This is a genomic window from Streptomyces sp. RGM 3693 (assembly GCF_050471125.1).
GTDB lineage: Bacteria > Actinomycetota > Actinomycetes > Streptomycetales > Streptomycetaceae > Streptomyces.
The window spans coordinates 1,024,374-1,045,540 of sequence record NZ_JBMPPQ010000003.1 but is presented as its reverse complement, the minus strand read 5'-3'; the positions used below and the strand labels follow the sequence as shown (position 1 = coordinate 1,045,540).

General features: G+C 72.6%; 18 protein-coding genes and 1 pseudogene. 8 read left to right on the top strand and 11 right to left on the bottom strand.

What is annotated here, in order from left to right; translation table 11 throughout:
* Positions 1-378: 378 nt before the first annotated feature.
* Both ACO0M4_RS32930 and ACO0M4_RS32925 read left to right on the top strand, forming a co-directional pair.
* Positions 379-1,794: a M64 family metallopeptidase gene (locus ACO0M4_RS32930; protein ID WP_430374733.1), complete on the top strand. Its 1,416-nt coding sequence runs from the start codon at positions 379-381 to the stop codon at positions 1,792-1,794.
* Between the two features lie 84 nt (positions 1,795-1,878).
* A pseudogene (locus ACO0M4_RS32925) lies at positions 1,879-2,046 on the top strand (transcriptional regulator); the annotation flags it as partial.
* 22 nt (positions 2,047-2,068) lie between these two features.
* Here the strand turns inward: ACO0M4_RS32925 and ACO0M4_RS32920 are convergent.
* Positions 2,069-2,389, bottom strand: coding sequence for an NIPSNAP family protein (locus tag ACO0M4_RS32920; RefSeq protein WP_430374732.1), 321 nt, complete (start codon positions 2,387-2,389; stop codon positions 2,069-2,071).
* A 108-nt stretch (positions 2,390-2,497) separates the two neighbouring features.
* Between ACO0M4_RS32920 and ACO0M4_RS32915 the strand changes: the two genes are divergently transcribed.
* A complete protein-coding gene (locus tag ACO0M4_RS32915) occupies positions 2,498-2,803 on the top strand; it encodes an ArsR/SmtB family transcription factor (RefSeq protein WP_430374731.1) in 306 nt (101 codons plus the stop codon).
* Positions 2,804-2,916: 113 nt separating this feature from the next.
* Positions 2,917-4,086: a RimK family alpha-L-glutamate ligase gene (locus ACO0M4_RS32910; RefSeq protein ID WP_430374730.1), complete on the top strand. Its 1,170-nt coding sequence runs from the start codon at positions 2,917-2,919 to the stop codon at positions 4,084-4,086.
* Here ACO0M4_RS32910 and ACO0M4_RS32905 read toward each other — a convergent pair.
* A complete protein-coding gene (locus ACO0M4_RS32905; RefSeq protein WP_430374729.1) occupies positions 4,049-4,840 on the bottom strand; it encodes an SDR family NAD(P)-dependent oxidoreductase in 792 nt (263 codons plus the stop codon). The two genes, ACO0M4_RS32910 and ACO0M4_RS32905, sit on opposite strands and share 38 nt — an antisense overlap.
* A gap of 242 nt (positions 4,841-5,082) precedes the next feature.
* Here ACO0M4_RS32905 and ACO0M4_RS32900 point away from each other — a divergent pair, with 242 nt between their 5' ends.
* The gene (locus ACO0M4_RS32900; protein WP_430374728.1) at positions 5,083-5,589 is read left to right on the top strand and encodes an SRPBCC domain-containing protein; all 507 of its coding nucleotides are present in this window, start codon (positions 5,083-5,085) and stop codon (positions 5,587-5,589) included.
* Between the two features lie 14 nt (positions 5,590-5,603).
* On the opposite strand, the gene ACO0M4_RS32895 is transcribed toward ACO0M4_RS32900, so the two are convergent.
* Entirely contained in the window at positions 5,604-6,218 is a 615-nt protein-coding gene (locus ACO0M4_RS32895) for a GOLPH3/VPS74 family protein (protein ID WP_430374726.1), read from the bottom strand.
* Positions 6,219-6,441: 223 nt separating this feature from the next.
* On the opposite strand from ACO0M4_RS32895, the gene ACO0M4_RS32890 reads away from it, so the two are divergent.
* Positions 6,442-7,590 (top strand): hypothetical protein, encoded by a 1,149-nt coding sequence (locus ACO0M4_RS32890; protein WP_430374725.1) that lies wholly within the window; start codon positions 6,442-6,444, stop codon positions 7,588-7,590.
* A gap of 51 nt (positions 7,591-7,641) precedes the next feature.
* Here the strand turns inward: ACO0M4_RS32890 and ACO0M4_RS32885 are convergent, their stop codons facing one another.
* From ACO0M4_RS32885 to ACO0M4_RS32875, 3 genes are all read right to left on the bottom strand, one after another.
* The gene (locus ACO0M4_RS32885) at positions 7,642-8,058 is read right to left on the bottom strand and encodes an SHOCT domain-containing protein (protein WP_430374724.1); all 417 of its coding nucleotides are present in this window, start codon (positions 8,056-8,058) and stop codon (positions 7,642-7,644) included.
* A 210-nt stretch (positions 8,059-8,268) separates the two neighbouring features.
* Positions 8,269-8,466: a hypothetical protein gene (locus tag ACO0M4_RS32880; protein WP_430374723.1), complete on the bottom strand. Its 198-nt coding sequence runs from the start codon at positions 8,464-8,466 to the stop codon at positions 8,269-8,271.
* A 134-nt stretch (positions 8,467-8,600) separates the two neighbouring features.
* Positions 8,601-11,270: a LuxR C-terminal-related transcriptional regulator gene (locus ACO0M4_RS32875; RefSeq protein WP_430374722.1), complete on the bottom strand. Its 2,670-nt coding sequence runs from the start codon at positions 11,268-11,270 to the stop codon at positions 8,601-8,603.
* Positions 11,271-11,807: 537 nt separating this feature from the next.
* Here ACO0M4_RS32875 and ACO0M4_RS32870 point away from each other — a divergent pair.
* On the top strand, positions 11,808-12,518 hold the full coding sequence (locus ACO0M4_RS32870) for a hypothetical protein (RefSeq protein WP_430374721.1): 711 nt from the start codon (positions 11,808-11,810) through the stop codon (positions 12,516-12,518).
* A 98-nt stretch (positions 12,519-12,616) separates the two neighbouring features.
* On the top strand, positions 12,617-14,479 hold the full coding sequence (locus tag ACO0M4_RS32865; protein WP_430374720.1) for a glycoside hydrolase family 15 protein: 1,863 nt from the start codon (positions 12,617-12,619) through the stop codon (positions 14,477-14,479).
* Here ACO0M4_RS32865 and ACO0M4_RS32860 read toward each other — a convergent pair.
* The 5 genes from ACO0M4_RS32860 to ACO0M4_RS32840 all read right to left on the bottom strand — a co-directional run bounded on the left by ACO0M4_RS32860 (position 14,469) and on the right by ACO0M4_RS32840 (position 20,818).
* Positions 14,469-15,704 (bottom strand): cytochrome P450, encoded by a 1,236-nt coding sequence (locus tag ACO0M4_RS32860; RefSeq protein ID WP_430374719.1) that lies wholly within the window; start codon positions 15,702-15,704, stop codon positions 14,469-14,471. The two genes, ACO0M4_RS32865 and ACO0M4_RS32860, sit on opposite strands and share 11 nt — an antisense overlap.
* A 54-nt stretch (positions 15,705-15,758) precedes the next feature.
* Positions 15,759-17,153, bottom strand: coding sequence for an NAD(P)/FAD-dependent oxidoreductase (locus ACO0M4_RS32855; RefSeq protein WP_430374718.1), 1,395 nt, complete (start codon positions 17,151-17,153; stop codon positions 15,759-15,761).
* Positions 17,143-17,379, bottom strand: coding sequence for a ferredoxin (locus ACO0M4_RS32850; protein ID WP_430374717.1), 237 nt, complete (start codon positions 17,377-17,379; stop codon positions 17,143-17,145). Before ACO0M4_RS32850 ends, ACO0M4_RS32855 begins: the two co-directional genes overlap by 11 nt.
* A 255-nt stretch (positions 17,380-17,634) precedes the next feature.
* Positions 17,635-20,346 (bottom strand): SpoIIE family protein phosphatase, encoded by a 2,712-nt coding sequence (locus tag ACO0M4_RS32845; RefSeq protein ID WP_430374716.1) that lies wholly within the window; start codon positions 20,344-20,346, stop codon positions 17,635-17,637.
* Positions 20,347-20,539: 193 nt separating this feature from the next.
* Positions 20,540-20,818: a hypothetical protein gene (locus ACO0M4_RS32840; protein WP_430374715.1), complete on the bottom strand. Its 279-nt coding sequence runs from the start codon at positions 20,816-20,818 to the stop codon at positions 20,540-20,542.
* Positions 20,819-21,167 lie beyond the last annotated feature (349 nt).

Genomic DNA, 21,167 nt, shown 5'->3' with positions numbered 1-21,167 from the left:
GCGGTCGCGGGCCCCGTTCCGAAGGTTGGCGCCGAGACAAGGGCGAGGCGGGTGGTCGGCGGGCACCCCCTGTGAAATTTCCAACGTGCGGCGCCGGACCGCTCGTTCGGCGCCCGCGGGCCGCTCCCGCGCGCCGCTCCGTATTCACACTCCGACCCCGGATTCACAATTTCGCGCTGGTGGGCGACGACCACGGCGCGGGTAGGGGCGTCCCGTGCCATCGTTGCCTGGCGTTCCGGCCGGTTCGCGTCCCGTTCGCATCCGGTTCGCATCATCCGGCTCGCACCCGGAACGCACGTGGCCCGCCCTTGGCTCATCCCTATCCACCTATCCACCTATCCAACTCTCCGTCAATTTGCCTACATTGAGGAGTACTTCGTGCACATACCCAGGCGTCGTACCAGACAGATGGGTGCCGTCGTGGGGGCCTGTGTGCTCGCGCTCGCGGGCCTTTCCGGCCCCGCCGAGGCCGCGCCCAACCCCCAGGTCCGCGTGGAAGTCCCCGGCCCCGCCGGTGGCCTGGCGGGATCCGGCTACCGGGACGTCCCCCGCAGCTTCCCGCACGCCCCGGGAGCCGTTGCGTCGGCGCCCGCCCACGCGGCCGACGGTCAGGTCACCAAGGTGATCGACAACGGCGACACCAAAGACCGCCTCGACGTCGTCGTCATCGGTGACGGCTACACCGCCGATCAACTGGACCAGTTCCACACGGATGCCAAGAAGAAGTGGAACGACTTCCTCGGTGTGGAGCCCTACCGCACGTACCAGAAGCTCTTCAACGTCTGGACCGTTGACGCCGTCTCCGCGGAGAGCGGGGTCAGCGGCGACCCCGGCAAGGACGTCACCCGCAACACCGCCCTCGGCGCGCACTTCTGGTGCGATGGCCTGGAGCGGCTGCTCTGCATCGACCAGCAGAAGGTCGACGCCTACGTCGCCAAGGCCCCACAAGCCGATCTGGTGCTGGTGCTGGCCAACAGCAGCAAGTACGGCGGCGCCGGCTACAACGAGGCCAGTCCGACCCTCGGTTACGACGGCATCGCCACCGCCGCCGCCCACAACCAGGATTCCAGTCAGGTCGCCGTCCACGAGACCGGCCACTCCCTCGGCAAGCTCGCCGACGAGTACTTCTACCCCGGCGTCCCCGAGTACGAGCAGTACACCGGGCCCGAGAAGCCCGAGGCCAACTCGTCGGTGCTGAACGCGGACGGCATGGCCGGCACCCGCGCCAAGTGGTACCGCTGGCTGGGCGAAACCTCACCCGACGGCGGGACCGTCGGGGCGTACGAGGGCGGCAACTACTACGTCAAGGGGCTGTACCGCCCCACCGACGACTCCCTGATGCGCACCCTCGGCAAGCCCTTCAACCTGCCCGGTGCGGAGGCCATGATCGCCGGCTTCTACCGGCACGCCACCCCCGCCGCCCCGACCGACCGCGCCCAGGCATGGCACACCACGGCCCGCCTCGCCCTGCCTCGGACGAACGACGCCGCCCACGGCAAGGTGACCGTCCGTTGGTTCCTCGACGGGCGCGAACTCCATCGCTACCGCGATCGCGACCGGGTGCCGACGCGCGGGTTGGCGCTGGGACGTGGCGCCCACCGGCTGACGGCGAACGTCACGGACGGCACCACCGCGGTCCGCGACCCCGCCCTCCGCACCCTCCTGACCGGCTCCACCGGCTGGACCGTGCAACACGGATCCGGCTCCGCCGCGGACCGCACCGCCCCGGTCGTGGCGAAGCCGGATGCCGTGCCGTCGCTGGCCGCGGGCGGCGCGATGGCCCCTGCCGGGTGAGACCGGCAGGACCACGACCGTCCCCCACCCGGGAACCAGGGGTCGCCCCGGTCCAGGCATCGGACCGGGGCGATCATGCCGGCCCCGCCGCGCGCTCCGCTGACGCTGGACTGCGACGTGCTCACGGTGGCGGGCAGCGACCTGCGCATCATGGTCCACACGGCCGAGCCCGGCACCGAGGACGCCGAACGCCTGGCCCTACTGACCGTTCTCGGCACCCAGTCCCTCGGCACCCAGTCCCTCGTCGGCTAGGCCCTGTCGGTGAGGGCGTTCATCACTGAACCGGGGAGAAGTCGGTTGGCGCGAGGATCCGGTTCTCCGCGCTCAGCAGCAGGCCCGCCCGCTTCATCTCGGCGAGGTACGCCTGCCATTCCGGGTCGGCGTAGAGCGCGGCCCTGCGTCGTTCCCGGTCCGCCTGGTCCTCGTAGGCCCACAGGTGAACGACCTGGTCGAGCCGGCCCTCGACCGGGACGTACCAGCCCACGCACCGGCCGAGGTGCCGTTCCTGGAGCGGGTATCCCTTCTCCCGGTAGAGCGCCACCCAGTCCGCGACGCGGGTGGGCTGGACGGTGTACACGCGATGGTCGACGATCATGACGTTCCCCTGTCGTCGTGCTCGGTCTTCGTCGAAGCCTCCGGGCTCCCTGCCGCCCACCATACATCGATATTCGTCGATAATCGATGGAGTGCGTACACTGGCGCCATGCGCGCACTCGACCACCCGCAGCTCTCCTCGGTGTCGCTCTCCGACGCCCTCGCCGCGCTGGCCGATCCGACCCGCCGCGCCATCGTGCGCGTGCTGACCGACAGCCGGGAACACCTGGCCGGCGACTTCGACCTCGGCGTCGCACAGTCCACGCTCAGCCACCACATGAAGAAACTCCGGCAGGGCGGCATCACCCGCAGCCGACCGGAGGGCACCCGCTGCTGGGTCTCGCTGCGCCTCGAATTCGACGAGCGCTTCCCCGGCCTGCTGCACACCGTGCTCAGCCTCGACGAGGGCGCCTGAAATACCTGAAGCACCTGAGGCGTCCGGGACGCCTGCGGTCCCCTCACGACATGCATGGCGTTGCGCGTCACCGCTACCCTCGGGGGCGGGTCAGTTACGGAAAAGGAGCGTGGATGCCGTCGGCGATCGTCAATCCTGCCGAGGTCTGGGTGCTGGCGCGGGAACACCCTGCGCCGTTGATGAGGGCAACCCGCGCACTGAGCCAAGCACTGGAGCGGGCCTATGGTCCGCGGTTCGCCGTCTGGCATTCCGACGAACTCCTCTTCGGTGTCCGGGACGGCCGGTTGGTGTTGCAGACCCTCGGCGGCCAGGACGTGCCGCCGCCCAAAGTCGTCCTGGTGCGGCAGACGCCCGGCTCCATGGTGCAGAACCGTGAACTGACGCTGCTCCGACACCTGGAACGGCTGGGTGCGGTCCTCATCAACTCGGCAGCTTCCCACCACCTGTGCGGCAACAAGGTCTGGCAGCTACAGGAACTGGCCGTGGCCGGACTCCCGGTGCCCGACACGCTGTCGTACGCCACCGCGCCCCTGGCCGGGGTGGTGCGCAGTCCCCAGGTGGAGACGCCGTGCGTGGTGAAGTCGGTCAACGGACGCAACGGCGCGTCCGTGTTCCTCGTCCCCGACACCGGGCTGTTGCAGGCGGTGTCGGGCAGCCTCGCCCAAGAGGTGCCGCTGATCTTCCAGGAGTACGTCGCCGCCTCCCACGGCCGGGACCTGCGGGTGGTCGTCGTGGACGGCGAACCGGTGGCCGCCCAGATCCGCGCGTCCCGTGACGGGGCGTTGGTTTCCAACCTCGCCCGGGGAGCCTCCGCCGAACTGTGTCTGGGCCGCTATCCGGAGGGCGAAGCCCTGGCGGTCCGGGCCGCCGAGACGCTCGGTCTGACCATCGCCGGGGTCGATCTGCTCTTCACCGCCGACGGTGGCCACACCCTCTGCGAAGTCAACGCGGTGCCCGGCTGGCGGCCCCGCATGACCGCGGTGATCCCCGCGATCACCGCGGCCATAGACAAGCGCCTGGCCGACACCAACAGCGGTACCGAGACCAACAGCTGTACCGACGCCAACAGCTGTACCGAGACCAACAGCTGTACCGAGACCAACAGCTGTACTGACACCAACTACGGCACTGATGCCAGCAACGGTGCCAATGCCAGCAACGGTGCCAATGCCAACAGCGGTACCCATAACGATGGCGATGCCCGCATCGGCATCGATGCGCAGCCCCTTGGCGAGGGGAGTCGGATCACCGATGCCACAGATAACGTCCGAGGGCCCGCCTGAGGGGTCGGGGCGTGAAGGGGAGCAGCGCGGCCACGGCCTTGTAGGGCACCCCGGGCACGCAGCGCCGGGTGCCGGCCGCGACGGCCTTGAGTCCGGCGGCGGCGACCCGGTCCGCCTCCAGCCAGAAGAACCCCGGCATCGAGGCGGGGGTGAGGCCGTTCGACGCGAAGTAGTCGGTCTTGGTCAGGCCCGGCAGCAGCACGGTGACGTGGATGCCGGAGCCGCGGTTCTCGATGGCCAGGTCTTCCGAGAAATGGGTGAGGAACGCCTTGGTCGCGGCATAAGTGGCGAGCGAGGGCGACGGCAACTCGCCCGTCAGAGAAGACACGTTGAGGATCCCGCCGCGCCCTTCGGTGCGCATCCGTGACAGCACGGAGCGGGAGAGCCGCACCACTGCCTGGTTGTTCAGCTGGAGCGTGGCCTCCTCGCGTTCCACCGGGAGGTTGGCGAAGACGCCGGACGCCCCGGAACCGGCGTTGTTGACCAGGAGCTCGACCGGCCGGGCCGGATCGGCGAGCCGGGCCTCCACCTGTGCCGTCTGGCCGGTGTCGGTGAGGTCGGCCGGCAGCGCTTCCACCTCGATGGTGTGTTGGGCGCGCAGCTCCTCGGCGAGGTCCCGCAGGAGTCGTTCCCGGCGGGCGACGAGCACCAGGGAGACGCCCCGGGCCGCCAATTGCCGTGCCATGGCCGTTCCGATGCCGCTGGAGGCGCCGGTGATCAGCGCGGTTCGGTAGGGATAGGGTCGGTCAGCCACAGGTGATCTCCCCACGCACGAGACTCGGTCCTGACCCGGCGCTCGTCGTGTGGGCCTGGGCACTGCACACACAGTGCGTCGGTCGAACGACGAACGTACCGCGCCGGACATCGCGCACGGCAGTGGCGCACGGGATCACGGGACGCCCGCGGTTGTGCGCCTCAGGGCCGTCACTGGTCCCCCTGGGACAGGGGTGAGGAATGCCGAGGCCCCCGACGGCAACGCCGCCCTAGGCTTGGCACATGTACGCGACAGAGGCGTCCCGCTACATCGGCGCCCCGCCCGCCGCCGTCTACCGGGCACTGCTCGACGCCCGGGCCATCGCCAACTGGCGGGTCCCGGACGGCATGACCTGCCGGGTGCACGAGTTCGACGTCCGCGTCGGCGGTGCCTTCCGGGTCTCGCTCAGCTACGACGACGGACGGCCCGGCGCCGGGAAGTCGGCGGACCGCACCGACACGTACCACGGGCGCTTCGCGGAGCTGGTGCCCTTCGAGAAGGTTGTCGAGGTGCTCCGGTTCGAGACGGACGACGCGTGCTTCGCCGGCACGATGACGCTCACCACCACGCTCGTCCCCGCCGGTACGGGTACCACCGTCGTGATGGTCCACGAGGGGGTCCCGGACGCCGTCCCCGCGGCGGCGAACGAGGCGGGTACGCGCATGGCGTTGGCCAACCTCGCGCGCTGGGTCGAAGCCGAAGCCGAAGCCGAAGCGGAAGCCGAAGCGGACGCGGAACCGGATCGGTGAGCCGGCTGGGCGCGTCAATCGCCGCGCCAGATGTTGTCGAAGGCGGCCTGTTCGATGGCCCGGCGTTGCCGCAGGGCCTCCAGCTGCATCAGCGCGTCGTGGACCGCGGCGAGCACGGTGTCCACGCCGTCGTCGTCCACGCTCGGGGAGTGCGCGGAGCCGTCCCCGTCCGCCCCGCGGATCCCCACCGCCGTCCCCAGGAAGGCCAGGATGGGCTCGTCCGAGGCCCAGCGGTGCGCCGCGGCGCGTCGGTCCGGGGAATCCGCCAGCACGATGTGACCGGCCCGGAAATGCACCCCGCGACGCGGTTGCCGACTGAGTACCCCGTCCGCTTCCAGGGTCGCCAGATAGGCCGCGGACAGGCCGCGGCCCCGGCGCCACAGCCAGTCGCCGACCGACTCGTACGGCGTCTCGCGGACCAGCGACGCCGCGGCCTGGTCCAGCAGGGGGTCGGGCGTGGTGGGGCGGTAGCCCGGCACGATGCGATCGTCGTCCAGCGCGATGGCCTCGGCCGCGAGGAGGTCGATCACCTCGGCCCCGGCGAGCGCGAGCGACAGGTCACCTTGTTCGACGGGGCGGTCGGGCGCCACGTCCAGGGCGGTGATCATCAAGTCCCGTGATGTGGTCATGGCTCAAGTTCGCCTCGATCGGGAGGGTCGACGGGGGCGCTCTCCTCGGCACGCCCGGCGGGCCCGGAGCGCGCGACGGCCCCCGCCCTCCAGCAGACCAGCTCCGGCCCGATCGTGCGCGCCGAGGACCGCCCTCGGCGCGCGGGGCGGTTCCCTTCGGGCTGTACTGGGGGAGGGGGCAGGACCAGGAGCGAGTGGGAACGTCGCTGAGGGTGGAGGCATCGTGGAACTGGCCTTCCTGAATGCGGTGTACGCGAGCGGGGGACCGTACGTCTGCGCCTATCTCGACACGTCACGCAACACCATGGAGCCGGACCGGGCGATGGCGCTCCGCAGACGGCGGGTCTGCGAGACGCTCGCGGAACAGGGCGCCGACGCCGCCACGGTGGAGGCCGTGGCCGCCGTCGCGGGGTGTGACCGGGACATCGCCGGCCGGCACGGACAGGCGATCGTCGCCAGCCATGGGCGGGTGGTCCTGACCGAGGAACTGCCCGAGCCGCCGGTGCGCGACGAGGCCACGTTCACCGCGCTGCCCGACCTGATGCCGCTGGCGGTGCAGCACGCGCCGGACATCCGCTACGTCGCCGCCACCGTGCACAGCCGCCCGGGCCCGCCGGCGGCGCCCCCGGACGAAGTGGAGGCGGCGTACCGCGACGAACTGGAGGTGGCGTACCAGGCCGGGACGTGGCCGAGCAGCGCCGTCGCGCCGGGCGTCTGCCACCGGATGAGCGGCCCCGCCGTGGGCTGGCTCGACGGGGCCGGGCAAGTCGCCGACGGCATCGCCGAACTGGCCCGTAGTACCGGCGCCGAGACGATCGTGCTCAGCGGGATCACCTGGGCCCGCAACGCGCTGGCCGACCACCTGTCCGTACGCTGGCGCAAGCGCATGGTCACCAGCGGTGGCGACGGATATCCAGCCCCGGAGGGCCGGGCGCTGATGGAGCACGACCTCTCCGCGGCGTTCCGGGGGCAGCTGCGGATGACGGACCGGGGCCGGCTCGACTTGTTCCGGGCCCGCCGGACCAGCCGGCACGGCGCCGTCGAGGGCCTGCCCGACGTCGTGGCCGCGCTGCGGCGTTCCCAGGTCGGCACCCTGCTGCTCAACGTCCCGCTGCGCTTCCCGGAGCAACTCCCGGTGAGCGCAGGGGCGACGCTGGTCGATCCGTCGGACACGGATCTGGAGCCGTACGGTGCGCTCGGCTTCCGTGGCGGGCCCGCTCGGGCCGCGGTGATCCGGGCGGCGGTGCGGACGGGCGCGGGGCTGGTCGTGGTGCCGCACGGGCAACTGGTGTTGGACAACGGGCTGGGCGCACTGCTGCGGTACGCCGGCCCGGAGCGCACCGGGTACTTCGCCCGACTGCTCCGCCGCTGAGCGGCCTACCCGACCAGGGGCGGGCCGCGGTGGTCGGTGCAGGGTCTTCGCTCAGTGCAGGATCTTCTCCTTGGCGCGGGCGAACTCCTCGTCGGTGATGTCGCCCCGGGCGCGGATTTCGGAGAGCTTGGCGAGCTGTTCCACTTCGCTGGTGCCGGCCCCGGCGCCCGCGGTTTCCCGGATGTACCGCTCGACCTGCTCCTGCTGGGCCCGGGCGTGCTGCCGTTCGCGGCCGCCCATCTCCCGGCCCCGGGCGATGACGTAGACGAAGACGCCGAGGAAGGGCAGCACCAGGACGAAGATGAGCCATCCGGTCTTGGCCCAGCCGCTCATCGTGTCGTCGCGGAAGATGTCCAACACGACGCGGAAGAGCAGGATGACCCACATGATCCACAGGAAGACCCACATCGCGGTCCAGAAGGCGCCGAGCACCGGGTAGTCGTAAGCCAGGTTCAGGTGACCGACCATCGCTCTCTCCTCTTCTCGGTACCGTTACGCGGAGGGGTGCCGCCCTCCGTCCTCCAGCACACCGCCCGGTGCCTCAGGGGGCACCACCTGATACGGGTGATTCGAGGCCCGGCCGCCGCGGCCGGGACGGCGAGCCGCGCCAGGACGGGGACGAGGACGACCGGGCCGACCACCGGCGGCCGGTCGCCGAGGAGCGTGCGCAGCGGACGGTCATTCCGGCAGTCGTCGCACCTCCTCGACGTGCAGGCCGAGGTCCTGGAACCTGAGCAGCAGGCCGTACAGGTGCGCCTCGTCGGAGACGGAGCCGAAGAGCACCGTCTGCTCCGGGACGGGCACCGTGTCCAGTTCGGGGAACTCCCCGGCCAGGGAGGGCGAGACGCGGCCGGTGACCCGGAACTCGTAGCGCATGCCGGATCACCCTCCTCCGTGGTCCGTAGCCCTTTCATGCTGGGGTCCGTGGGCCGGGCGGACATCACCCGTGCGAGGTGACGCGGGCGTCCGGCGCGACCGGACCGGGGCCGGCCGGCAGCGGGTCCGGGGCCTCACAGCAGATGGAGTTCCCGGCCACGGTCGACCGCCTCGCGGCGGCGGGAGACGCCGAGCTTGCGGTAGATGGTCTTCAGGTGCGTCTTGACGGTGTTGGGGGAGAGGCACAGCTCCTCGGCGATCTCGTCCGCGGAGAGCAGTCGCGCGGCACCGGCGAGGACCTGCCGCTCGCGGCCGCTCAGCGGTTCGACGAGGTAGGGCGCGCCCGCGGCGGTCCGGCCGTCGCCCCATCGGACGCCGAACCAGATGTGCCCGGTGGCCGACCCGGTCCGGTCACCGGTGCCGTCCAGGAGTACGCGCAGCCAGGGCCCGGCCTCGGTGAACGGGGCGCGCAGCTGCTCGGGCCGTGCGGCGTCCAGTGCCCGGGCGAGCAGCTCGCGGGCCGTGGCCGGTACCCCGGTCAGGACCGCGGCATGGGCCCTGACCAGCAGGGATCCGATCCGGTCGGGTCGGGACAGTGCCGCGTAGTCGAGGGGGTCGAGGTCCCGCAGGGCCCGGTCGGGGTGACCGGCGGCCAGGTGCGCGCGGGCCCGGGCGAGGGCGGCGGGGGCGGTGCCGCCGGTTCCGGTGGGTGCGACGGCGAGGGCCGCCGCGGTGTCCCCGCGTGCCAGCGCGACGGCGGACCGGGCCGCGGCCAGCCGCTCCGCGGACCATGCCGAGGGCGCCGGACCACCGTCGTCCAGCGCGCTCCGGGCGGCCTCCCACCGGCCGCGGACGAGGTGGCGGCGGGCCCGCAGCAGGGCGCACTCGACGTGCAGCGTCGGGTCGAGGCGGGTGTCGGGGCACTGCTCGGCGCGCGTGAGGTGCCGTTGCGCGTCCTGGTGGGCGCCGCGCCCGTGCGCCACGATGGCCAGCGCCAGGTGGCCGGCGCCGGAGCGGCGGTGCGGTGGAATGCCGGCACGGTCCGCGAGTGCCAGCGCTGCGGTGGCGTGGTCGGTCGCCGCCGTGAGCTCGCCGCGGAGGCCCTCGGTGACGGCGAGGAGGCCCAGTGCGGTGTGCCGCAACCGGCCGGCCCCGCGGTCGTCGTGCGGGCCGTCGTCGGGTCCGGTGGCCCGGGTGAAGTAGCGCCGTGCCGCGTCGAGTTCCCCGGTGCGCAACAGGACGTGGGCCAGTCCCGCACACCGCAGCGCCGCCAGCTCCGGATGCTGCTCGACCAGCGGCCGGGGTACCCGCTCCATCAGCGCGCCGACCTGCCGGGCCGCCTCGTTCGCGCGTTGGCGCAGCCCGCGGTCGTCCTGCCCGGGCGCGAGCGGTGCGCAGACCAGGCTGAGCAGGGCGTGGACGAGTGCGGTCTCCGGGGTGCGGCCGCTGCCGCCGCCGCCCATCTGGCGGGCGGCCGCGGTGAGCCGTTCGCGGCAGCCGGCGGCATCGAGCCGGTACAGGGCGCAGGCGCCCGCTACGAGGGCCGGGCCGGCGCCCGGCACGTCCGCGGGCATACGGGAGAGGAGCCGGTGCAGCCCCTCGCTCCCCGAGGCGGTGAGCAGTCGCCCGAGCAGCAGGGTCCGTACGGCCTCGTCGGCCCCGTAACGCCAGTCGCCGGCCGCGGCCGCATGACCGACGGCCCGGTCGGCATCGCCGGCGGCGGCGAACCAGCGGGCGGCGCGGTGGTGGAGCTGCGGGGCCAGGCCCGGGCGCCGGTGGTGCAGCTGTGCCTGGAGGACCTGGGCGAACAGCGGGTGGAGGCGGCACCACACGGTGCCCGGCAGCCGCGTCACGAAGACGTTGTGGCGGACGAGCCGGTCCAGCAGCTCGGCGGTGTCCGGACGACCGGTCAGGGCCCGGGCGAGGTCGGGGTGGACGTGGTCGAGGACGCTCAGCTGCAGCAACAGGTCGCGGAGGGCGGCGGGTTGGGAGTCGAGGACTTCGGTGAGGAGGTAGTCGGCGACGGCGTGCGGCGAGGCGGCGAAGGACCGGGCGACCGCATCCGCATTGCCGGACTGCTGCATGGCCAGGGCGCACAGCCGCAGCCCGGCGGCCCAGCCCTCCGTGCGGCGGGTGAGCAGGCCGACCGTGGCGGGCGTCGGGCTCAGCCGGTGCCGGTCCAGCAGCGCCGCGGCCTCGTACGGGGTGAAGGCCAGGTCGGCGGCGCGGATCTCGGCGAGCCGGTCCTCGGCCCGGTAGCGGTGGAGCGGCAGCAGGGGATCCACCCGGCTGGTCAGCACCAGGCGCAGCCCCGGCCCGGCGTGCGCCAGCAGGAATTCCAGGTCCACCGCCACCTCCCGGGCGTGCACCCGGTCGAAGCCGTCGAGGACCAGCACCGGGGGCCGGGGCAGCCGTTCCAGTAGCGCCGCGAGGTGGATGAGGCGGGAGTGCTCGACGCGGCCGGCCACCGGGAGACCGCCGGATCCCCGGTGGCCGGCGGGCTCCCGTGGCGTCGTCCGCAGCGTCCGCCGGAAGCCCTCCAGCACGTACGCCCAGAAGTCACCGGGAGCGCTTTCGCAGGAGTCGAGGGTGAGCCAGACGAGCGGGCCGGGGAGCGGGCCGGTGCGGGCCCAGGAGGCGGCGAGGGTGGTCTTGCCGGCCCCCGCGGGACCGGTGATCAGGGTGAGGGGACCGGTCGCGGCCGTCGCGAGCCGGTCGGTCAGCCGCTGCCGGTGGACGTAGGCGTGCGGGCGCTCCGGGGGCACGAACTTCGCGGTGAGGAGCGGTTCCCCGGCGTACGTCATCGGGGGCGCGGGGGCATCGGGGGGTGGTGACGCACGGGCGGTCGGCGGCCCGGACCGTGGCGGTCCGCCACGGTCCGGCACGGTCCCGAAGGCATCGGCCGGAGGCATCACGCTCCCTACCAGGACGGTCATCCCGCCGCACCGAGAGGCGGCCCGCGGCGCGGGGCTCGCGCCGAACCGGCGTCCGCCGGGACGGCCGGCACCTCCCAGCGTGGCAAGGCCGGCCCGGCACTGCCACACGAGGTCTCCGGCCCTCCCGTACGGCGCCGGGCGGGCCCGCACCGGGTGCGACGCGGCGGTTCCGGACCGTGCGCGCCGCCGCTGCCGGAGCGCGGTCGGGGTGCTCACCCGAGTGGCCCGGGTGAATCGGTGCGGTGCGTCGCCGGGTCGTACAACTGGCAGTCAGGCGTTTTCGGAAACTGCCGGTGCGCCGGTCGGTCCGGTGCGCCGGCCGGTTCGCTGAGCCGGTCGGCCCGCATGCCGTGCGGTCGTGCGGCCGTGCCGGGTGCAGCCAGTGACGAGCAGCGGGAGAACGTGATGCGAACGACCGACGGGGCAACGGCACCGGCCCAGGGGTTGCGGACGCCGCGGGTCGCGGCGGTGGCCGGGATCGTCTCCGCGGTGCTGCTGGGCGCGGCCATCCTCCTCGTGCGCCTGGCGGTGCCCGAGCACCCCGAGGAGGCCGTCGACTGGATCCGTGACACCTCCCAGCGCGAATTCCTGCGCACCGCACTGGCCCTGCTGCCGTTCGCCGGGATCTTCTTCCTGTGGTTCATGGGCGCGGTCCGGGACTTCGTCGGCGAGGCCGAGGACCGGTTCTTCGCGACCTTGTTCCTCGGCAGCGGGCTGCTCTTCGTGGCCATGCTGTTCGTCCTCGCCGCGACCGCCGGCAGCCTCCTGGCGGTGACGGACGTGTCGACCTCGGCCTCGGCGGCGGAGCGGGTGCTCTGGCAGTACGGACGCCACCTCGTCCTGGAGCTGCTGACCAGCTACGCCACGCGGATGGCCGCCGTGTTCGTGGTGTCGACCACGACCATCGGGCGCGGGCTCGGCATCTTTCCCCGCTGGTTGGTGTGGCTGGGCTATCTGGTCGCGCTGGTGCTGCTCTTCGCCGTCGGCGGCACCAGCCACCTCGAAGTCGTCTTCCCGCTGTGGATGCTGGCCGTCAGCAGCCACGTCTTCGTGGTCACGCTGCGCAGCAACCGGAACGGCGGCCCATCGGGGCCGGCCGCGGCAGCGGGGGCCTGAGCCCCACACGGGGCGAACCGGCCCGGGGGCGCCGCCTTCGCGTGCCCGTCGGCGGGGGCGGACAGTGGAGGTACGCGCCCCACGGAAGCGGGATGATCATGGAACGGTACCCAGCCATCGCGGATCACGGCGTCGTCGGGGACCTGCAGACCGCCGCGCTGATCTCGTCCGAGGGGGTCGTCGACTGGTTCGCGGCGCCCCGGTTCGACTCGCCGAGCGTCTTCGCCGCACTGCTCGACCACGACCGCGGGGGCCACTTCCGCTTCGCCCCAGAAGACCGGGGCAGCACCTGCAAACAGCTCTACTACCCGGACACCGCGGTACTCGTGACCCGGTTCATGTCCCCCGACGGCGTCGGCGAGGTTTTCGACTGCATGCCGCCGGACCGCACCGGCACGCCGTCCGACCGGCACGTGCTGATCCGAGGCGCCCGAGCGGTCCGCGGTACGGTCCGCTTCGTCCTGGAGTGCCGACCGCGCTTCGACTACGCCCGGGCCGCCCACACCTGCGACCTGCGGGACGGCACCGCCACCTTCCGGGCGCCGGGCAGCACCGCACACCTCCAGAGCACCTTCCCGCTGCACCGCGACGGCGCCGACGTGCGGGGCGCCGTCACCCTGCACTCCGGACAGCGGGCCGCGGCCGTCCTCACCGTCGACGCGTCACCGAACGCACCGGCCCCGCCGCCGCTGACCCTGGACGCCGTGGTGGAGCGCTTCTGGGAGGTCGTGGAGTTCTGGCAGCGCTGGGTGCGCACCTCCCGGTACCGGGGCCGGTGGCCGGGCGTCGTGCACCGCTCGGCGATCACCCTCAAACTGCTCACCTACGCCCCCACCGGGGCACCGGTCGCCGCGGCCACCATGGGGCTGCCCGAGCAGGTGGGCGGCGAACGCAACTGGGACTACCGGTACACCTGGGTCCGCGACGGATCACTGTCCGTGCGGGCCCTCCTCGACCTGGGATTCGTCGAGGAGGCGGCACAGTTCACCCGCTGGCTGGGGGACCGCCTCCAGCCCCCGGAGGGCGACTTCGGCGAACCGCTCCAGATCATGTACCGGGTGGACGGGGACCCCGACCTCCCCGAGGAGGTCCTGTCCCACCTGGAGGGCTACCGCGGTTCGGCTCCGGTACGCGTCGGCAACGCCGCCACCGACCAACTGCAACTCGACATCTACGGCGAGGCGCTCTACGCCCTGTCAGAGGGGCGCGAGATCGCCATGCGGGCCGGCTACCACGGCTGGAAGAACCTCGCCCGGACCCTGGACTGGCTCGCCGACTCCTGGGACCGCCCCGACGAAGGCATCTGGGAGACCCGCGGCGGGCGCCAGAACTTCACCTTCAGCCGGATGATGTCGTGGGTGGCCTTCGACCGGGGACTGCGCCTGGCGGCCGCATACAGCCGGCCCGCCAACACCGTCGGATGGACCGCCGCCCGCGACGCGATCCTGGAACAGGTGATGCAGCGCGGCTGGGACCCGCGGCAAAAGGCGCTCGTCCAGCACTACGACGGCGCGGTGCTCGACGCCGCACTGCTGCTGCTCCCGCGCGTGGGCTTCCTGGCACCCGAGACGGAGAGTTGGTTGTCCACGCTGGACGCGATCGAACGCACCCTGGTGTCGGACAGCCTCGTCTACCGCTACGACCCGCTCGCCTCCCCCGACGGCCTGCGCGGCTCCGAAGGCACCTTCAGCATGTGCACCTTCCTCTACGTCGACGCCCTGGCCCGGGCCGGCCGGCTCCGCCAGGCGCGCTACGCCTTCGAGAAGATGCAGACCTACGCCAACCACGTCGGCCTGTTCGCGGAGGAAATCGGCCCCAGCGGCGAGCAGTTGGGCAACTTCCCGCAGGCGTTCACCCACCTGTCCCTCATCATGGCGGCCACCACCTTGGACGACGCCCTGGACCGGCAGCGTGACGACACGTCCGGGTGGGACGGCCCGCACGGACGGCTCAGTCCCTGACCCCGGCGATGGTGAGCGGCAGGTGCCGGGGACCGCGTAGGACCGCGTTCTGCCGGTACGGGGGCGGATCCTCGACCAGTTGCGGGTCGTCGAGCCGGCGGACGAGTTCGGTCAGCGCGAGCTGTGCCTCCAGCCGGGCGAGCGGAGCGCCGAAGCAGCTGTGCAGACCGTGGCCGAAGCCCAGGTGCTGGTTGTCGGGGCGGTCGGGGACCAACCGGTCGGGATCGGTGAAGCGCTGCGGGTCCCGGTTGCCGGAGGCCACCATGAGGTAGAGCGACGCGCCCTTGGGGATGACGGTCCCGGCGACGTCGATGTCGGCCAGTGTCGTGCGCTGCGGCAGCATCTGCACGGGCGGCTCGAACCGCAGCAACTCCTCGACCAGCGGCACCACCAGGTCGGGCTCGGCACGCAACCGCTGGAGCACATCCGGGTTCCGCATCAGCGTGAGCATCCCGTTGGTGATGAGGTTGACCGTGGTCTCGTGGCCGGCGATCAGCAGCAGCACCGAGGTGGTGATCATCTCCACCGGCGACATCTGTCCGTCCGGGCCGTGGTCGGCTGCCATGGCGGACAACATGTCGTCCCGGGGAGCCCGCCGACGCTCCTCGATCAGCCCGGCGAGATAGCCCGCGAGGTCGACCCGGGCCTGCCGGACGGCCTGCGCCCTGGCCGCGCGTTCCTCGGCCGTACCGACCGGGTCGAGGCCGGCGGCGATGGTGTCGGCCCACTCGTGGAAGTGCGACTCGTCCTCGCGCGGGACGCCCAGGATCCGGCAGATCACGGTGACGGGGAACGGGTAGGACACGTCGTCGACGAGATCGATCGTGTCGCGTCCGCGCAGGCCGTCGATGAGCCCGGAGACGATCCCGGCCAGCTCGCCGTGCATGTCGAACACCCGGCGCGGGGTGTGCGGCGGACCGAACGGGCGCATGGCCAGCCGGCGCAGCCGGTCGTGCTCCGGCGGATCGAGCCGGAGGAACGACGGCGGCAGGTTGGGATCCTGGTCCTGCCCGGTGGCCTCGGCCGCCTCGGGCGTCAGATTGCGCGAGTCGGAACTGACCCGAGGGTCGTGGAGCAGACCCTTGATCTCCCAATAGGTGCTGACCAGATAGGGACCCGCCGCATCGCGCACCACCGGCGTCCTGCGGAGCTCGGCGTAGAGCGGGTACGGGTCGGGACGGTTGGCGTAGTCGAGGATCCGGTGCAGGAGTGCGACCGACGTCATGGGGGATTCCTTCCAAGGTGCTGCGGCCGGAGGCGACGTGTCGGCGTACCCGGGTCAGGCGCGTCGCGGGGTGAACGAGACGCGCCGGTCGGTCGGGGAATACCCGCTGAGGGTGACGGTGGGCCCGTGGCTGGGCTGCGAGGGGTCCGGGAAGCCGGCCGGGACCGGCTGGAGTCCTTCCGGGCGCCGGTCGACGGTGGCGAACGCGGGCGGGAACGGCGCGGCCTGCTCGATCTGCCGTTCGTAGAAGTCCAGCCACTTCGCCTGGTCGAAGGTGACCGCGGCGATGACCCGCCCCTGGTGGCCGTAGGCCGCGGTGAAGCGGTGCTCGGCGAGTGACCCCTGGGTGACGATGATCTGGTCGGCCATCGGCGGCACGCCGACGGACTTGATGTTCACCCCGAACTGCGCGGACCAGAAGGACGGCATCCACAGATGCGGTCGCCGCTCTGCACTGGCACTGACCATGTTGTGGGCCGCGACCTCCGCCTGTGCGACCGCGTTGCCCCAGTGCTCCAGCGACAGGAACTGGTAGCCGAAGAGCGGATGCGGTGAGCGGGCCACGTCACCGGCGACGAACACGTCGTCCGTGACGATGCCCCGTACGTCGAAGGCGCGGCACCCGGCGTCGCAGGCGATACCCCGCGGGCCGGCGCCCAGCCCGGAGTCCGCGAGCCATTCGGTGTTGCGGGTGGCGCCCAGCGCGACGACCACGACCTCCGCCTCGACCGCGCTGCCGTCCGAGAAGTGCGCCTTGCGCACCCGGCTGGCGGAGTCCCCTTCCAGCCCGGTGACCTGGACCCCGCACCGCAGGTCGACGTCGTGCGCGCGCTGGAGTTCCGCGGCCACCTCGCCGACCACCCCGCCGAGCGCGCCCACCAGCGGGGCCGCCCCGCGTTCCGCCACGGTGACCGGTACGCCCCGCTCACGGCAGGCGGACGCGATCTCCGAGCCGGTGAAGCCGGCCCCGATCACCAGCACCCGGTGCGGACCGGCCGTCAGCCGGCGGTGCAGTTGCACGGCGTCGTCCTGGGTGCGCAGCACGAACACCCCGTCCAGGTCGGCCTCCAGCTCGTGCGGCCACGGGCGGGCCCGGACCCCGGTCGTGATCAGCAGCCGGTCGTAGTCGAGCGCGTCGCCGTCGGCGAGCCGCACCCGCTTGCCCGCCAGATCGAGTCCGGTGGCCGCTGTCCCGAGCCGCCACTGCGCGTCGATCGGGCGCCGCCTCGGCAAGCGTGTGTGATCGGCCGGCACCTTGCCCAGCAGGACCTGCTTGGACAGCGGCGGCCGGTCGTACGGCTCGTGGGACTCGTCGCCGACCATGATGAGCGTGCCCGCGAAACCCTCCGCGCGCAGCGTCTCGGCGGCCCGCAGGCCGGCCAGCGACGCACCGACGACGACGATGCGCCCCTCGCGCCGGAACGCCTCCAGATACCCGTTAATCGACACGGGACGCACCCGCTTTCCCCTCGGCCCCGTCCAGGTCCGCGTAGTCGAGGGTGATGGCCTTCACGGGGCAGGCGTCCGCCGCCCTCCGCACGTTTTCCTGCTGCGCGTCATCGGCCTGCGGGTCGTACATCAGCGCCTCGTCTCCGTGCATGGTGAACACGTCCGGTGCGAGGAAGGCGCACTGGGCGTACCCCTGACACCGGTTGAGATCAACGACAAGCCTCATGAACTCCCCGCTCCTCCGCGACGTGATCGGGCGCCCGGTCGCCGTGCGTGCGGGTGCACCACCGGATCGTGGGCCGGCCCCGGTCCAGCATGGGTAGCGCCGCGGCGCGGCGCACGCCCACCCGGCCGTCGGGGTGAGTCGCGAGCCGTCGCGGCGGGCGCGCACGGGGCACGCAGGGTCGCCGGGGGCTTGCTTGCTCAACTGCCTTGAGAGGGAAGGGTGTTGAGTGGTTGCGGGACGTCAGGGTGGTGGGGGCTACCGGGCGGGGGACCCGTCGGACCCGGCGGGGCCGTTCGGGGGCAAGGGTTGCTCCGCCCAGATGACCTTGCCCTGCGGGGTGTAGCGGGTGCCCCAGCGCTCGGTGAGCTGGGCCACCAGGAACAGACCGCGCCCGCCCTCGTCCGTCGTCGCCGCGTACCGCAGGTGGGGCGAGGTGTTGCTGCCGTCGGCCACCTCGCAGACGAGGCTGCGGTCGCGCAGCAGCCGGGCCTTCACCGGCGGCGAGCCGTAGCGGATCGCATTGGTGATCAGCTCGCTGATCACCAGCTCCGTCGCGAAGGCGAGCTCGTCCAGACCCCACTCGGTGAGCTTGTCGGAGAGGCTGGAGCGCATCCTCGCCACGGCCGCGGGGTCGAACGGCACGTCCCACGTGGCGACGCGGTCCGGGCCGAGTACGCGGGTGCGGGCGATCAGCAGCGCCACGTCGTCCCGCGGACGGTCCGGGAGCAGGCGGTCCAGCACCGCCCGGCAGTTCTCCTCCGGGGACCGGCCCGGATGGGACAGCGCCCCGCGCAGCAGCTCCATGCCCACATCGAAGTCCCGGGTGCGTTCCTCGATCAGCCCGTCGGTGTACAGGACGATCTGGGTGCCCTCGGGCAGGCGCAGCTCCGTGGTCTCGAAGGGCACGCCGCCCAGCCCCAGCGGCGGGCAGGCCGGCAGGTCCGGGAACTCGACGGTGCCGTCGGGGTGGACCAGCGCCGGCGGCGGATGGCCGGCCCGGGCCATGTCGCAGCGCCGGGAGACCGGATCGTAGATCGCGTACAGGCAGGTGGCGCCGGTGATGCCGGTGTCGCTGCCGGTCTCCGCCTCCTCCTGGTCGATCTGGTCGACGAGGTCGTTGAGGTGGCCCAGCAGCTCATCGGGCGTGAGATCGAGGGTGGAGAACGTGTGCACCGCGGTGCGCAGCCGTCCCATGGTCGCCGCGGCGTGCAGTCCGTGGCCGACGACGTCCCCGACGACCAGCGCGACCCGACTGCCGGACAGCGGGATGACGTCGAACCAGTCGCCGCTCACCCCCGACTGGGCGGGCAGATAGCGGTGGGCCACCTCCATGGCGCTCTGCTCGGGCAGGGTGCGCGGCAGCAGGCTGCGTTGCAGCGTCACTGCCAGTGCGTGTTCCCGCGTGTACCGCCGGGCGTTGTCGATGCTCAGCGCGGCGCGCGCCACCAGCTCCTCGGCCAGCGACCGGTCCTCGTCGTCGAAGGGCTCCGATTCCTGCGCGCGCCAGAAGTTGGCCACGCCCAGGATGTTGCCGCGGGCCTTGAGCGGGGTGGTGATCAGCGAGTGGATGCCGCACGCCAGGACGTTCCGGGCCCGTTCCGGGTCCTGCAACTGCCACGCGGGGGTCGTCGACAGGTTCGGGACGACCTGGGAGTGGCCGTTGGCCATCCCGCGGGCCTGGGGCGTGTCGTCCACGAACGTGATCGACGTGCCGGCGGGGAGGAAGGGGTGGTCGGCGCGGATGCCGTGTGCGGCGGTGCGGCGCATCTGCTGGGTGCCGCTCCCGGCCGGCTCGTCGCCGCGCAGGACCGGGGCCGCCAGATCGACGGTGACGAAGTCCGCGAACCGCGGGACCGCGACCTCCGCGAGCTCCTCGGCGGTCCGGGCGACGTCGAGGGTGGTGCCGACGCTCACGCCGGCCTCGTAGAGCAGCCGCAGGCGCTCGTGGGCGACCTCGGCGCGGCCGGAGAGCAGCCGCAGTTCCGTGGAGTCGCGAATGGTGGTGACCGTCCCCATGCCGGCGGCGTGCCGGTCGGTGGGCCGCTGGTTCACCGCGAGGAGCCGGCCACCCGCCTGGTGGATCTCGTCGGTGGCGGCCCGGCCCGACGCCAGGAGACCGGCCAGCCCGGGGGCGAGGCCGGGCAGCTGGGACACCTCCTGCCCCTCGGCGTCCTCGGGCAGCGTGAGCAGCCGTCTGGCCTCGTCGTTGGCCAGCAGCACACGGCCGGTGGCACTGACGATGACCACGCCCTCCCGCACGGCGTGCAGCACCGCCTCGTGGTGTTCGTACATGCGGCTCATCTCGACGGTCCCCAGCCCGCGGGTCTGGCGCCGCAGTCTGGTGGTGATCACCGCCGTTGCGGCCGTGGCGAGCGCCAGTGCCGCGCCGCTGATGCCGAAGATCACCGGGAGGTGCCCGGCGATCGCCCGGCTCACGCTCGCCACCTTCATGCCCGCGGAGACCAGGCCCACGACCGAACCCCGCGAATCGGTGATCGGCACGATGGCCTGCACCTCGTGGCCGAGCGGCCCGTGCACGCTCTCGACGCGGACCCGGCCGGCCAGCGACGGGCCGATGTTGCCGACGAACCGGTGGCCGATCTCCTGGGGCTTGGGGTGGGTGTAGCGGATGCCGTGGGTGTTCATCACCACGATGAAGTCCACGTCAGCCCGTTTGCGGGCCGTCTCGGTGAGGGGCTGCAAGATCTTCGACGGATCCGGGGCCTTCAGCGCGGTCTGGACGCCGGGGGAGTGGGCGAACGTCTCCGCGACGGCCACCGAGCGGTTGCGGGCCTCCTCCTCGGCGTCGTGCCGCGAGGTCAGCAGCAGCGCCGCCAGCGCACCCAGGACGAGCAGCAGTCCGACGGTGAGTTGCAGCAGGAAGACCTGCCCCGCGAGACTCTGCGGGCGTCGTTCGGTCAGTGACCGTACTGTTGCGCGCCGGTATCGGCCGGACCCTGCGGCCATGCTGCTATTTCTAACACTCCCCGGGCAGTACCGCTGCCCTGCCGCCCCTCGTGTCCGTCGTCGGCGCCGCTCGGCCGCCCCGCGCCGGCCCGGAACGGCCCGTCACCCACCGTGACCGCACCGGGACCGGTGGGCCCTCGTCGACGTTGTCGGCACGGGCCCGCCCGGGGAGGACCGTGTCTCGGCCGGCCCGTCACCAGGCGCCTTCTGGGCGGGGGCGTACGTTCGCCACCCGCACCGTGCCGTTGCGGTGGCGGAGGACGGGGGCGCGGGTTCGGGGTTCCAGGAAGCGTTGGGCGCCCCACGGCTTCCCGCCCAGGTTGATGAGTGCGAACGCCGCGGTGCGCCCGCAGGGTTCCAGCCGGCTGACCCATCTGGCCGTCCGCTCCTGACCGGGGGCGATGGTCTCCCAGCCGCCGAAGGGCAAGCCGCCGCTGCCGACGCGGCCGCGCACCTCACGGACGCGCCTCACGGACGTACCTCACGGACGTACCTCTGGGCGAGCTGGTCACCGCGCCTCGTGATCTCCAGCCAGCCGTCCCACCGCACACCGGCGTCGGCCCCCTCGGGCCCGGGGGCCGTCCGTGGCCACCCGGCCACTCGCGGCGCGGGCCACCAGGCCAGGATCCGCCGGATGCGGACGATGACGACCGGGGTGACTTCGCGGCACAGCACCGCAGCTCACCAGCCGGTGCGCACAGCGAGGTGCACCAGCGGGCCCCGATCTTGGTGAGGGCTGGCATGACCCCGGCCACGCATGAGGCCGTCAAGCACGCCGGAATCGACATGACGTCTGGCTGACCAGCTCCGGTTTGACCACC